Consider the following 13,925-nt stretch of genomic DNA (forward strand, 5'->3'; position numbering starts at 1 on the left):
CGCCTGGGGATGAGCGAGCTGGGCGCCTGGCTGCAACTTGAAAGCTATAGGGTAGGCTTTGTAATAACATCTTAAGCGGGCCGGATGCAACGGCGATAAAAAAACAGCGGGGAAATCCCCGCTGTTTTCAGCTGTTGCAGTGATTCGACAGATTACAACGCGGCGATGGACGCCTGCTGTTCCTGCAACTTCACTTTACCTTCTTTGCAGGCAGTCAGACGTTCGCGTTCTTTCGCGACGACGGCTTCTGGCGCGCGCGCCACAAAACCTTCGTTAGACAGCTTGCCTTCGATCGAGGCGATTTCTGCATCCAGCTTGCCCATCTCTTTCGACAGACGCGCAATCTCGGCGTCTTTATCGATAAAGCCGGCCATTGGGATCAACAGCTCGGCACCGTCTACCAGCTTGGTGACGGATAACGGGCCTTTGTCACCGGCAGGCAGCAGAGAGATAGACGACAGACGCGCCAGACGCTCGATAAAGCTCTGGTTCTCCTGCACGCGGCGCTCTGCGTCGGCGTTGCAGTTGCGCAGCAGCACTTCCAGCATTTTGCTCGGCGCGATGTTCATCTCGGCACGGATATTACGTACCGCGGTGATCGCCTGCTTGATCCACTCCAGGTCGTTCAACGCCTGCGCGTCTTCCAACGCGGCGTCGTACTCTGGGAATGGCTGCAGCATGATGGTGTCTGCAGTTTCGCCAGTCAGGGTCTTCACGCGCTGCCAGATGGTTTCGGTAATGAACGGGATCACCGGGTGCGCCAGGCGCAGCAGGGCTTCCAGCACGGTGATCAGCGTGTGGCGGGTGCCGCGCTGTTCCGCTTCGCTGCCGTTGGTCACGACAGGCTTGGTCAGCTCCAGATACCAGTCACAGAACTGGTTCCAGGTGAATTCGTACAGGATGTTGGCGGCCAGATCGAAGCGGTAAGTGTCCAGCGCTTCGCGGTATGCCTTCACCGTGCGGTTGAATTCAGCCAGGATCCAGCGGTCTGCCAGCGACAGCACTTTCTCGCCACCGTTAAAGCCACAGTCCTGGCCTTCGGCGTTCATCAGCACAAAGCGGCTGGCGTTCCACAGCTTGTTACAGAAGTTGCGGTAGCCTTCCAGGCGCTTCATGTCCCAGTTAATGTCACGGCCGGTAGAAGCCAGTGCCGCCAGAGTGAAGCGCAGGGCGTCGGTGCCGTGCGGCTCGATGCCGTTCGGGAATTGCTTCTCGGTGCGCTTACGGATTTTTTCCGCCAGCTGCGGCTGCATCATGTTGCCGGTACGTTTTTCCAGCAGGTCTTCCAGTGAGATACCGTCAACCATGTCCAGCGGGTCGATCACGTTACCCTTCGACTTGGACATCTTCTGTCCTTCGTCGTCGCGGATCAGACCGGTCATGTAGACGGTCTTGAACGGAACCTGAGGCTTACCGTTTTCGTCCTTCATGAAGTGCATGGTCAGCATGATCATGCGCGCAATCCAGAAGAAGATGATGTCGAAGCCGCTGACCATCACGCTGGTCGGGTGGAAGGTTTTCAGCGCGTCGGTTTGTTCTGGCCAGCCCAGAGTAGAGAAGGTCCACAGGCCGGAAGAGAACCAGGTGTCCAGCACGTCTTCGTCCTGGTTCAGCACCACGTCTGGGCCCAGGTTGTTCTCGCTGCGCACTTCTTCTTCGCTGCGGCCAACGTAGACTTTGCCGTTCACGTCGTACCAGGCCGGGATACGGTGACCCCACCACAGTTGACGAGAGATACACCAGTCCTGAATGTCACGCATCCAGCTGAAGTACATGTTTTCGTACTGCTTCGGCACGAACTGGATCTCGCCTTGCTCAACCGCCTCCACCGCCACTTTCGCCAGCGGTGCGGTACGCACGTACCATTGGTCGGTCAGCATCGGTTCGATCACCACGCCGCCGCGGTCGCCGTAAGGCACCGTCAGGTCGTGCGGTTTGATCTCTTCCAGCAGGCCCAATTCTTCAAAGGCGGCGACTACCGCTTTACGCGCTGCGAAGCGCTCCAGGCCACGGAACTGGGCTGGGATTTCGTTGCAGTAATCTGTGCAGATTTCGCCGAGCGTATTGAACACTTCCGCTTCCTGACGGATATCGCCGTCGAAAGTCAGGATGTTGATCATGGTCAGACCGTGACGTTTACCGACTTCGTAGTCGTTAAAGTCGTGCGCCGGGGTGATTTTCACGCAGCCGGTGCCTTTTTCCATATCGGCATGTTCGTCACCGACGATGCGGATGCGGCGGCCAACCAGCGGCAGAATAACTTCTTTGCCGATCAAATCTTTGTAGCGCGGATCTTCTGGGTTCACGGCCACGCCGGTATCACCGAGCACGGTTTCCGGACGGGTGGTGGCGACTACCAGGTAATCTTTGCCTTCGGCAGTTTTGGCGCCGTCGGCCAGCGGGTAGCGCAGGTGCCACATGGAGCCTTTGGATTCGCGGTTTTCCACTTCCAGATCGGAGATGGCAGTGCGCAGTTTCGGATCCCAGTTCACCAGGCGTTTGCCGCGGTAGATCAGATCTTCTTTGTGCAGGCGGACAAACACTTCGCGTACGGCGTTGGACAGGCCTTCGTCCATGGTGAAGCGCTCGCGCTCCCAGTCCACGGAGTTGCCCAGACGACGCATCTGACGGGTAATGGTGCCGCCGGATTCTGCCTTCCACTGCCAGATTTTGTCGATGAACGCGTCGCGGCCATAGTCATGGCGAGTTTTGTTTTCTTCTGCGGCGATCTTACGCTCAACCACCATCTGGGTGGCGATACCGGCATGGTCAGTACCGGCCTGCCACAGGGTGTTTTTACCCTGCATGCGCTGGTAACGGATCATGGTGTCCATGATGGTCTGCTGGAATGCGTGGCCCATGTGCAGGCTGCCGGTGACGTTCGGCGGCGGGATCATGATGCAGAAGCTTTCCTGGCTGGTATCACCATTTGGCTTGAAGTAACCCTGGTTTTCCCAGTGATCGTACAGCTTCTGTTCGATCTCTTTCGGGTCGTATGCGGTATCGAGATGACTGTTTGTCTTTTCCATTTTATATCGTTGTTCAGTGAGTTGGCGGCGTGGCCGTGGTCAAATGGAAGCCGACGCTGCGATAAGCTTTATATCGGTCGCGCGCCAACTGTTTCAGGGTGTCTTCGTAAGGGACGAAGTCTACCACTTCATGGAAAGCAGTAGCAAAATCTGCAAACTGCGGCAGCAGGGCGATCAGTAGATCGCGCGGGGAGTTGCCGCGTTTACCGGGCCAGCATAGCTCGACCGGCGCACCGTAGTGCGGGCCTTCACCGGCCAGATTGTGTGGTACGAACTGGTGCGGATCGCGCTGCCATAGCGCCTCGTCCAACCGTTGGGCTTGTTCCTGGCTTTCGCAGGCGATCAACACCCGCTTGCCGGAACGCCAGCGCTCGGCGGCAACGGCGCAGGCCACGGCCTCATGGGCGCTGAGCGCACCTGCGGGTTCCGCGTGTTCAATTAAATAGAACGTTGCCTGTTTGCTCATGAGTCCATTGCCGTTAGAAAAAATTAGGGGCGCAACTTGTGCGCCCTTCGCTTTGTTACCGTGATTATATACCCAATAGGTTTCAAGTTGCAGCTAGGCGGCAAGTTCGTAAATCCCCAGGAGCTGACATAAAGTCAGTGACTGGGGTTTACGAGCACAGCCAACAACGCTGTAGCTTGAAAGATGAAGGGTATTTTAATCGTCGCCGTTTAACCCAGCACGGTTCAACAGGAACTGTGACAGCAAGGCTACCGGACGACCGGTAGCGCCTTTGGCCTTGCCTGAACGCCAGGCAGTGCCGGCGATATCCAGGTGTGCCCAGCTATACTTACGGGTGAAACGCGACAAGAAGCAGGCTGCGGTGATAGCCCCGCCCGGACGGCCACCAATGTTCGCCATATCGGCAAAGTTGGAGTCCAGCTGCTCGTAGTACTCGTCGGACATCGGCAAACGCCACGCGCGGTCGCCGGCCTGTTCGGACGCGCCGATCAGTTCGTGCGCCAGCGGGTTGTGGTTCGACATCAGGCCGGTGATGTGGTGGCCCAACGCGATCACGCAGGCGCCGGTCAGGGTGGCAACGTCAATCACCAGCTCCGGATCGAAACGCTCGACGTAAGTCAGGGTGTCGCACAGTACCAGGCGGCCTTCGGCGTCGGTGTTCAGCACCTCGACGGTCTGGCCGGACATGGTAGTCAGCACGTCGCCCGGACGATAAGCGCTACCGCCAGGCATGTTTTCACAGCCCGCCAGCACGCCGATCACGTTCAGCGGCAGGTTCAGTTCCGCCACTACACGCATCACGCCGTACACGGTAGCTGCGCCACACATGTCGTACTTCATCTCGTCCATGCCATCGGCAGGTTTGATCGAGATGCCGCCGGCATCGAAGGTCAGCCCTTTACCGACAAGCACAATTGGCTTAGCGTCCGGGTTCGGATTGCCCTTATATTCCATCACCGACATCAATGACTCGTTGCGCGAGCCAGCGCCAACCGCCAGATAGGCGTTCATCCCCAACTCTTTCATCTGCTGTTCGCCGATGACGCGAGTGGTGATGTTGGTGCTGAAAGCGTCCGCCAGTTGGCGAGCCTGTGACGCCAGATAACCGGCGTTACAGATGTTCGGCGGCATATTGCCGAGATCTTTCGCCGCTTTGATGCCTGAAGACACCGCCAGACCGTGCTGGATAGCACGTTCACCGCTGGTGAGTTCACGACGGGTCGGCACGTTGAACACCATTTTACGCAGTGGACGGCGTGGCTCCACTTTGTTGCTTTTCAGCTGATCGAAGGTGTAGAGCGTTTCTTTAGCGGTTTCTACCGCCTGACGCACCTTCCAGTAAGTGTTACGGCCTTTCACGTGCAGCTCAGTCAGGAAGCAGACTGCTTCCATGGAGCCGGTATCGTTAAGGGTATTGATGGTTTTTTGAATCACCTGTTTGTATTGGCGTTCATCGAGCTCGCGCTCTTTGCCACAGCCAATTAACAGGATGCGTTCGGAGAGAATGTTAGGTACATGGTGCAGCAGTAACGTCTGCCCGACTTTACCTTCCAGTTCGCCACGGCGCAGCAAAGCGCTGATATAACCATCACTGATTTTGTCGAGTTGTTCTGCGATAGGGGACAAGCGGCGCGGTTCGAAAACGCCGACTACAATACAGGCACTGCGCTGTTTTTCCGGGCTACCGCTTTTTACACTGAACTCCATGCACTCTCCTGAATCTTAAAGACAAAGGCGGACGCTACGGCTAGAATGACGCACTCCGTAACGATCTCCGGCCATCGAGTTAACTAACTATGTTAACCTGAACGGCGTAAATTGCTCTGTTTTGGCGACTATAAGTAAGTTCCTATAGGACACCCAAATGCTAGATGTTGTAATACTATTTTAGCTGTGTCGGTTGCCATATGATGAGAATAAATGGCGGATTAGCGATGAAACTATCGATTTTCCTGCAAAAAGACAAGTTTTCACAGGCGTAATAAGCGTGATCATCATAAGATATCTGGTACGGGAAACGCTAAAGAGCCAAATCGCAATCCTGTTCATCCTGCTTCTGATCTTCTTTTGTCAGAACTTAGTCAGGGTGTTAGGCGATGCGGTGGACGGCGATGTCCCGACAAATTTAGTTCTTTCTTTGCTCGCATTGGGTGTGCCGAAGATGGCGCAGCTAATCCTGCCATTAAGCCTGTTTCTCGGTTTATTGATGACGCTTGGGCGGCTGTATACCGACAGTGAAATCACCGTGATGCATGCCTGCGGTCTGGGTAAACGTACCCTGATCATCGCGGCAATGGTCTTGGCACTTTTCACTTCCGTCATTGCAGCGGCCAACGTGTTCTGGGTCGGGCCCTGGGCCTCGCGCTATCAGGACGTGGTGGTGTCCGAAGCCAAAGCTAACCCGAGTATTGCCGGGCTGGCAGAAGGGCAGTTCAAGACGTCACAAGACGGTAACGCGGTGCTGTTTATCGGCAACGTTAAAGGCAGCACCTTCAATAATGTGTTCCTGGCGCAACTGCGGCCGAGTGGTAACCAACGCCCATCCGTGGTGGTGGCTGAGCACGGCCAGATTAACCAGTTGAATGACGGTTCGCAGGTGGTGACGCTGGACAAAGGCACCCGCTTTGAAGGTACTGCACTGCTGCGCGACTTCCGTATTACCGATTTCAACGACTATAAGGCGGTGGTAGGCCACCGTGCGGTCGCCGTGGACGGTAACCAGGCCGAACAGATGTCGATGAAGACGCTGCTGGAGTCTGACGACCCGGACGCACGTGCCGAGTTCCATTGGCGCCTGACGCTGGTGGTGTCTGTGGTGCTGATGGCGTTGCTGGTTGTGCCGCTCAGCGTGGTGAACCCACGACAGGGCCGCGTGCTGAGCATGCTGCCAGCCATCCTGCTGTATTTGATATTCTTCCTGCTACAGACCTCGCTGCGTTCCAACGCCGGTAAAGGCAAACTGGACCCGATGTTGTGGCTCTGGCTGGTCAACGCCGTGTACTTTGCGATCGCGCTGGCGCTGAACCTGTGGGATACCGTGCCGATGCGTAAGCTGCGTGCACGCCTGAGAGGAGCGGCCTGATGTTTGGTGTTTTAGACCGATATATCGGTAAGACGATTTTCAACACCATCATCATGACGCTGTTCATGCTGGTGTCGCTTTCCGGCATCATCAAGTTCGTCGACCAGCTGCGCAGAGTGGGCCAGGGTGACTATACGGCGCTGGGCGCCGGGATGTTTACCCTGCTGAGCGTGCCGAAGGACATCGAGATCTTCTTCCCGATGGCGGCCTTGCTGGGGGCATTACTTGGCCTGGGGCAATTGGCGACGCGCAGTGAACTGGTGGTGATGCAGGCTTCTGGTTTTACCCGCATGCAGATCGCCGGTTCGGTGATGAAAACCGCCATTCCGCTGGTGCTGTTGACCATGGCGATTGGCGAGTGGGTAGCCCCGCAGGGCGACCAGATGGCGCGTAACTACCGTGCGCAGCAGATGTACGGCGGTTCACTGCTTTCCACCAAAAACGGCCTGTGGGCGAAAGACGGCACCGACTTTATCTACATCGAACGCGTAGCGGGTGAGAAAGAGCTTTCCGGCGTGAACATTTACCACTTCAACGACCAGCGCAGGCTGGAGACGGTACGCTACGCCGCTAGTGCAACCTTTGAAGACGGTGTATGGAAGCTGTCGCAGGTAGATACGTCTGACCTGACCAACCCTAAACAAGTTACTGGTACCCAGACGCTGACCGGCGAATGGAAGACCAACCTGACTCCGGACAAACTGGGCGTGGTGGCGCTGGACCCAACCTCACTTTCGATCAGCGGCTTGCACAACTATGTGAAGTACCTGAAACAGAGTGGTCAGGAAGCCAACCGCTATCAGTTGAATATGTGGAGCAAAGTGTTCTCGCCACTTTCCGTTGCGGTGATGATGCTGATGGCACTGTCGTTCATCTTCGGGCCGCTGCGTAGTGTACCGATGGGTGTGCGTGTGGTAACCGGTATCAGCTTCGGCTTCTTGTTCTACGTGCTGGACCAGATATTCGGCCCACTGAGCCTGGTATACAACATGCCGCCGGTACTGGGCGCGTTGCTGCCAAGCATGCTGTTCTTGTTGATCAGCGTGTATATGCTGCTAAAACGCAAGTAGCGACGCTACAGGCAGTTTAAGAAGGCGTAGCCATTGGTTACGCCTTTTTTGTTTCTGGGAGCCCTGCACGTTGCGCCCGTGATGTTTGCCGCAGGTATCGCCGATGTCATTCGTAGGGGCGATGCACGCTGCACCCGTGCCGTTTGCCACAGGTATCCGCGATGTTATTCGTAGAATGAGGGCTTATTTCGCCTACAAAATGAGCCAAACATGACCCTGTCGACGATTTTTTCAGCACTTAACTCATTGAACAACGGATAAGTGTTGCGTGCGGATCGCTGAAAGGTATAATGCACACGTTTTCCGCATACTACTTGCAGTGCCGAAGTGGCGAAATCGGTAGACGCAGTTGATTCAAAATCAACCGTAGAGATACGTGCCGGTTCGAGTCCGGCCTTCGGCACCATTAGTATGTTCGAGAACGTCCGTAACAGTCCGTAAGTTACTGAAGAAAAAGCCGAAAGGCTTTTTTTTTGATCTAAATCCGTCCGAGCACATCCGTTGCAATCCGGGTATCGGTGGGGGCATAATTGGGGGCATCTACACTTCGATTGAAAATGTGCCCCCAAAATGAAGCTCAACGCCCGCCAAGTCGAGACCGCAAAGCCCAAAGACAAAACCTACAAAATGGCCGATGGTGGCGGTTTGTATCTTGAGATCACCGCGAAGGGATCCAAATACTGGCGCATGAAGTACCGACGACCTAATGACAAAAAAGAAGATCGCTTAGCATTTGGTGTGTGGCCGACAGTTACCCTTGCCGAAGCTCGTGGAAAACGAGATGAGGCCAAAAGGTTACTGGTGCAGGGAGTAGACCCAAAAGCCGAGCAGAAGGAAGCACAGGCCGAAACGGCAGGGGCATATACTTTCGAAACCATCGCCCGAGAATGGCATATCAGCAACAAGCGCTGGAGCGAGGATCATCGTTCGCGAGTGCTCCGCTATCTGGAACTGCATATTTTCCCGTATATTGGCGCAGCTGATATTCGCGGCCTTAAAACCAGCCATCTCTTAGCACCGATCAAGGTTGTTGATGCTACTGGCAAGCACGATGTTGCTCAGCGCCTGCAACAGCGTGTTACGGCTATCATGCGTTTTGCTGTCCAGAACGATTATATTGATTCGAACCCTGCAGTTGATATGGCTGGAGCCTTAACGATAACCAAGGCTCGGCATTATCCGGCTCTGCCCCCACACCGTTTTCCAGAGTTTCTTGCTCGTCTTACCGCTTACCGTGGTCGCATGATGACGCGTATCGCTGTAGAGCTTTCATTACTTACCTTTGTGCGTTCTAGTGAGCTGCGTTTTGCTCGCTGGGATGAGTTCGATTTTGATAAAGCTTGCTGGCGCATACCTGCAAAGCGGCAAGAAATAGAAGGTGTTCGCTACTCGCACCGTGGGATGAAGATGAAAGAAGAACACATTGTTCCGCTCAGTCGTCAGGCGTCGTCCTTGTTGGAGAGGTTGAAACTGCTAAGCGGTGATAACGAGCGACTTTTCCCCGGCGATCACGACTCCAAAAAAGTCATGAGCGAAAACACGGTAAATAATGCGTTGCGTGCGATGGGATACGACACTAAAACGGAAGTCTGTGGGCACGGTTTTAGGACGATGGCGCGCGGTGCTTTGGGTGAGTCAGGGTTATGGAGTGATGACGCGATAGAACGTCAGCTAAGCCATTCAGAGCGAAATAATGTGCGTGCTGCTTATATTCATACATCAGAACATTTAGATGAGCGTCGCTTGATGGTGCAATGGTGGGCTGATTATCTTGAAAATAACCTTAATTGTAGTATCAATCCGTATGAATACGCAAAATTTTACGATAAGTGAAAATATTGTTACTGTCTGAAAGTGTAGCGTATATTAATTATTAAAACTAATTGATATAGTTATTGTGAGCATAGTGTAGAAATCATAAGGATTTTATTATGAATGATAATACGCAACAAGTAAAAACTATGGACATCAAACAGGCTCTGTTTCAAGCCCTTAAAGGAAATAGTGTATTGTTTTTAGGTGCTGGTTTTAGCTATGAAGCCAGAAATAAATTCTCTAATAGATTCCCCAGCGCAAATGAATTGTCAGAAGATATTCAAAACCGATTGACATCACCTGATGATGGCGTATTAAGTCTGAAAGAATCATCTGAGGATTACATCGATGAGTTTGGTAAAGAGAAGTTATTTAGCTTGATATCAGAAACTTTTAGAACTAAAAATACCACTAAGGATTACAGCAGCTTAGCGAAAATAAATTGGAAAAGAATTTATACAACGAACTATGATGATTTGGTTGAAACAACTTATCGTTCAGCTAATAAAACTATAAATTCATTGTTGATGACTGATGAGCCTGCATTGATGACGGCTGATGATACAACATGTTTGCATCTGAACGGGTTTGTTGAAAAAATGGCATTAAATAAGTTCAATGCCGAATTCAAGTTAACAGAAACAAGTTATTTAACGAGAATGTTTTCAAATGGGAAGTGGAAAACCATATTTAATGCTGATCTAAGAGAATGTGATTATATATTTTTCATTGGTTATTCTCTTTACGATATTGATATTGAATTACTACTTATCGAAAACTCTGAGATAAAAGATAAAATTGTATTTATTACGGCACCAGAACCCAATTCAAGACTCGTAAAGAAATTAGTAAAGTATGGTTCCGTTCATAATATAGGGATTTCTGGTTTTTTAGATGAGTTGTCAATTTCTATTGATACTTGGAAAGAAATTAAGCAAGAATTTCATTTCACACAGCTAAGGAGATTTATCTCTCCTACTCCTCATACAGATTTCAAAACAAATGACATAGTCTCTCTTTTTTTATATGGTGAAGAAAATCAACCATTAATAAAAAATGCTATCGAGAAAAAAAAGTCTGGTTACTATATTTTTAGAAGTAAGATAAAAAATCTTGATTATGATCTCCGGAATAATTCATGTGTTGTGGTTCATGCAAAATTAGCAAATGGGAAAACTCTATTCTGCCTCGGAGCATTAGAATATTTAATTGAGATGGGTTACACACCATTCGTGTTGGATCTTGGTAAAGAAATTACGGTGAGGGAAGTTGAAGAGTTAAAAAAAGAAAAGAAACCACTGTTACTAATCGAAAACTATCATAGGCATTTAAAAAACCTAGAGCTGATAGCATCGCTGAATACTGATGGAATTAAACTACTACTATCGAGTCGTACTGAGTTACATGAGATATACAATGAAGAAATTACATCTATAGGATGGTCACATATAGATATTAATGTTAATTACTTGACTAATGAAGAGATTGAATCCGTAGCAAAGTTGATGAGTTCTAATGGACTTTTTGGTGAAAAATCTAGATTAAATGATAAAGGCAAGACCGATCTGCTTAAAAACAAACTGAGGGGGGAGTTTTCTCTAATTTTAGGAGAGATTCTTCAAGCCCCTCAAATCACTGAAAGAATAGAGTCACTATTGGATTTAGTTAACAAGGATAGTGAACTTGAGGATTGTTTGCTCATTTGCTCTATAGCTTCATATTTATCTTATGATTTAGATAGTATAGATATACAAACTCTCACATCGGTGAGGGGCATAGATGGAGTAAAATATTTAAAAAACGAAGTGGCCTCACAAATTCTGGAGAAAAATAACAGATTAGTATTATTGAAAAATCCCGTTTTGGCTAAAGTTATTATTGAAAGAAAAAGTGCAAGCGATCCTCGAGGAATGTTGGAATTTTTAGTCTCCCTGTATGAGTCTTTAAATAAATACAGTAATGGAGAAGCCAAGTATAATGTATTTATGAAAGATGTGAATGTTTTCTCAAATTTGCTTAAAATATTTGGACTTAAAAATGTTGTGTTTATTGATGAGTTCTATGAACGTGTGAGATTATATTCTGATAATAGTAAAAATCAGCACTTTTGGTTACAATTTGCAATAGCCAAACTATCTATTAAAGATTATCCAACTGCTGAGAGGTTTATTCAAACTACTTACTCTTTGGCTCAAGGTAAAAATTACAATCATGATTGGGTAAATTGTCAATATGCTCGACTACTTATTGAAACAGCCTCAACATTAACAAGTAAAGAAGATAGGATTGATAGGATAAAACAAGCTCACGCCCTCATTATCGGGCAAAATAATAGACAGTATCCTTTCCGTGTTGCTAATAAATATTTTGATTTCTTAGAAGAGGTGGAGCGAGATATAGATTTGGATACAAAGAAAGTCATTGCTGGATTATTGAGGGAATTTGATGCTAAGTATATCAAGACTAAACTTGCAATGAACAATCAATCCCATCAGGTGATGGAGCAGTTCAGGCGCCGTTGTAATGGTTTTTTTCGAGCAAATCCTACTCTTTGATGATTTATTGAGTGAGATTGTATGGGTGGGTTATTTTAAATAAGCCCTTTGGAAAGATGGGCTTTTATTTTTATTATTTTAACTAGTTAGGGTTGTTTTTATAATCTATTCTGACGTGCGTGCGTTGGATTTCTTGTGGGGTTCAATATTATTTATCAAGGTATGTGCTGTGCAATCAATACTCTCATGAAAACATTTAACTTCAAATTTTTACATTCATCTTTTCACGAAATATATAATATGAGGCTGGTAATAAAAAATAAATAATCATATGCCAAGTGTATTTAATTAATTACGTATTTTAACCTTGTGTGCATGCTATCCCGTCTCGCCTGTAGGTTTCAATTGTGTCATGCCGAAGCCAGATGAGTACTATGTCGGCAGGGAATGAAAAGTGCATTTTCTTGCATGTAGTTTCATGCAACTTTTGTGTAAGTATCCCGTCAAATTGGACTATGCAGCCTTGCTGTGCGTCCCATTCACTTAGCAAAAAGAAACACACTCAGAGGGCTATCATGGCACGATAATGCCTGCATCCTGCTAAGTAAAATTGCAAAAAATAAATGGCTCAGCGACGAGTTGACGCATTAAATGAAAAGTCGCTCAAACCTCTGCGCGCGCAATACTCCCTCGCCTACGCGCTCTGACTTTATCATGCACATTTCATGCATGATACAGAGGCCCTGTAAGCCCTTGTGCCGCAGGGTTCTGGCTGTTTTTAGAGGTTGGGGATTAATGCAAAATCATGCACTCTATGCATGCACGCGCAGTTTGAGGCAGGCTAGCCAGAAAAAAGGCTGTTTTCGGGCTTGGGGCAAGGTCAAAACCCCGCAGCAAAATCAGCAATGCGACGGGGCCAGTTCAATCAATGAAGTGTTTGATTTCGGCTATAACGGCGGTAGCGATTTAATGTCCTTTTCTCCGGCGGCGGTAAATCATCGCTGGTCACCGTTTCCGCTTGAATGGGCTGACATAAAATCTTATCGACGCTCTCCACCGTTTTAAATGTGCAGGAACACCCGATGTTTTGGCACTGATAATAGGCCTCTTTCGTTTGTTCGGTCACATAACGACTGGTACGGGTATAAGACGAATGGGTGCACAGCGGACAACGCATCATGATGTGGCCCCTTGCTGCTGCAAACGCTGACGTTTTGTTCTCAGCTCTGTTGCAACATGCATTCGACGCATTGGGCTGTTTTGCAGTTCTGGCAATACCCCGGTTTCTTCCGGCTTCGTCAGCCCGATGTCGTTCAATACCGGGTGCTCAATGTTCTGTAGCGACGTAGCACTACGGATACGGTAGCTCAGTGCCCCCAACAGACGTTGCTCAATCATTTTCATCGGGTCGTTCCCATAAACGCCGTAAGCCTGTTTCGCCAGCGCACAAGCCTTGATGACGTCAGGGCTGATAAGCGCAGCACTGAGCGCGTTTACCGCCTTGCTCATCGCATGTTCGGCAAAAGCAGTCAGGGCAACTTCATGGCCGTCACCACTTTCGGGGCCGTGCCGCCGCTGAACTGCTTACTTGCCTGCTGGAACAGCACTAGAGCCTGACGTAAAATGACACACCGTTCAGTGACGAAACCATCATTAAGGAACATATTGAGGCCAGCGTCACTCTGGCTAATGCCGTTAATTTTCTGGTGGAAAAATATGAGCTGGTTCGTATAGATCGCAGAGGATTTAGCTTGCAGGAGCAATCATCGTATCTCTGGGCTATAGATATTCTGTGAGCGCGAAACACTGCTGGCCTGTTGAGTTAAAGTTGTAATAATGTGGAATAGTGAATGCATCGACAGTCTTTATAATTTACACTTAAGATACTTTTCCTTATTTACTCGCTGCAACATGCGTCTGTGATTATTGGTAAGCGTATATGTTTATTTCTGATAAAATACAATGTAA

General features: G+C 49.5%; 9 protein-coding genes, 1 tRNA gene and 1 pseudogene. 6 read left to right on the top strand and 5 right to left on the bottom strand.

From position 1 onward, the window contains the following. Window positions 1-152: 152 nt before the first annotated feature. The 3 genes from SGBXF1_RS02535 to pepA form a co-directional block, all read right to left on the bottom strand. The gene (locus SGBXF1_RS02535) at window positions 153-3,029 is read right to left on the bottom strand and encodes a valine--tRNA ligase (protein WP_061807452.1); all 2,877 of its coding nucleotides are present in this window, start codon (window positions 3,027-3,029) and stop codon (window positions 153-155) included. A 13-nt stretch (window positions 3,030-3,042) separates the two neighbouring features. Beyond that, on the bottom strand, window positions 3,043-3,495 hold the full coding sequence (locus tag SGBXF1_RS02540; protein WP_037424421.1) for a DNA polymerase III subunit chi: 453 nt from the start codon (window positions 3,493-3,495) through the stop codon (window positions 3,043-3,045). Window positions 3,496-3,690: 195 nt separating this feature from the next. Further along, window positions 3,691-5,202 (bottom strand): leucyl aminopeptidase, encoded by a 1,512-nt coding sequence (pepA, locus tag SGBXF1_RS02545; protein ID WP_037424420.1) that lies wholly within the window; start codon window positions 5,200-5,202, stop codon window positions 3,691-3,693. A gap of 280 nt (window positions 5,203-5,482) precedes the next feature. On the opposite strand from pepA, the gene lptF reads away from it, so the two are divergent. The 5 genes from lptF to SGBXF1_RS02570 all read left to right on the top strand — a co-directional run bounded on the left by lptF (window position 5,483) and on the right by SGBXF1_RS02570 (window position 12,017). After that, window positions 5,483-6,577: an LPS export ABC transporter permease LptF gene (lptF, locus tag SGBXF1_RS02550; RefSeq protein ID WP_037424419.1), complete on the top strand. Its 1,095-nt coding sequence runs from the start codon at window positions 5,483-5,485 to the stop codon at window positions 6,575-6,577. After that, the gene (lptG, locus tag SGBXF1_RS02555; protein WP_037424418.1) at window positions 6,577-7,647 is read left to right on the top strand and encodes an LPS export ABC transporter permease LptG; all 1,071 of its coding nucleotides are present in this window, start codon (window positions 6,577-6,579) and stop codon (window positions 7,645-7,647) included. Before lptF ends, lptG begins: the two co-directional genes overlap by 1 nt. A gap of 321 nt (window positions 7,648-7,968) precedes the next feature. Then, a tRNA-Leu gene (locus SGBXF1_RS02560) sits at window positions 7,969-8,053 on the top strand. 164 nt (window positions 8,054-8,217) lie between these two features. Further along, window positions 8,218-9,480, top strand: coding sequence for a tyrosine-type recombinase/integrase (locus tag SGBXF1_RS02565; RefSeq protein WP_186427764.1), 1,263 nt, complete (start codon window positions 8,218-8,220; stop codon window positions 9,478-9,480). Window positions 9,481-9,578: 98 nt separating this feature from the next. Then, window positions 9,579-12,017 (top strand): SIR2 family protein, encoded by a 2,439-nt coding sequence (locus SGBXF1_RS02570; protein ID WP_186427765.1) that lies wholly within the window; start codon window positions 9,579-9,581, stop codon window positions 12,015-12,017. 865 nt (window positions 12,018-12,882) lie between these two features. Here the strand turns inward: SGBXF1_RS02570 and SGBXF1_RS02575 are convergent. Continuing rightward, on the bottom strand, window positions 12,883-13,137 hold the full coding sequence (locus SGBXF1_RS02575; RefSeq protein WP_186427766.1) for an ogr/Delta-like zinc finger family protein: 255 nt from the start codon (window positions 13,135-13,137) through the stop codon (window positions 12,883-12,885). Continuing rightward, on the bottom strand, window positions 13,134-13,466 hold the full coding sequence (locus tag SGBXF1_RS02580; RefSeq protein ID WP_186427767.1) for a hypothetical protein: 333 nt from the start codon (window positions 13,464-13,466) through the stop codon (window positions 13,134-13,136). Before SGBXF1_RS02580 ends, SGBXF1_RS02575 begins: the two co-directional genes overlap by 4 nt. Window positions 13,467-13,579: 113 nt before the next feature. On the opposite strand from SGBXF1_RS02580, the pseudogene SGBXF1_RS02585 reads away from it, so the two are divergent. Next, window positions 13,580-13,753 (top strand): annotated as a pseudogene (locus SGBXF1_RS02585) (TA system toxin CbtA family protein); the annotation flags it as partial. Between the last annotated feature and the right edge of the window lie 172 nt (window positions 13,754-13,925).

It is taken from the genome of Serratia grimesii (assembly GCF_900186025.1).
GTDB lineage: Bacteria > Pseudomonadota > Gammaproteobacteria > Enterobacterales > Enterobacteriaceae > Serratia > Serratia grimesii.

What these genes read in the sequence shown, in the direction of transcription:
- SGBXF1_RS02565 (WP_186427764.1), top strand. Translation starts at nt 8,218, where the DNA reads ATGAAGCTCAACGCCCGCCAAGTCGAGACCGCAAAGCCCAAAGACAAA.
- SGBXF1_RS02580 (WP_186427767.1), bottom strand. Translation starts at nt 13,466, where the DNA reads ATGAGCAAGGCGGTAAACGCGCTCAGTGCTGCGCTTATCAGCCCTGAC.
- SGBXF1_RS02575 (WP_186427766.1), bottom strand. Translation starts at nt 13,137, where the DNA reads ATGATGCGTTGTCCGCTGTGCACCCATTCGTCTTATACCCGTACCAGT.
- SGBXF1_RS02570 (WP_186427765.1), top strand. Translation starts at nt 9,579, where the DNA reads ATGAATGATAATACGCAACAAGTAAAAACTATGGACATCAAACAGGCT.
- pepA (WP_037424420.1), bottom strand. Translation starts at nt 5,202, where the DNA reads ATGGAGTTCAGTGTAAAAAGCGGTAGCCCGGAAAAACAGCGCAGTGCC.
- SGBXF1_RS02535 (WP_061807452.1), bottom strand. Translation starts at nt 3,029, where the DNA reads ATGGAAAAGACAAACAGTCATCTCGATACCGCATACGACCCGAAAGAG.
- lptG (WP_037424418.1), top strand. Translation starts at nt 6,577, where the DNA reads ATGTTTGGTGTTTTAGACCGATATATCGGTAAGACGATTTTCAACACC.
- SGBXF1_RS02540 (WP_037424421.1), bottom strand. Translation starts at nt 3,495, where the DNA reads ATGAGCAAACAGGCAACGTTCTATTTAATTGAACACGCGGAACCCGCA.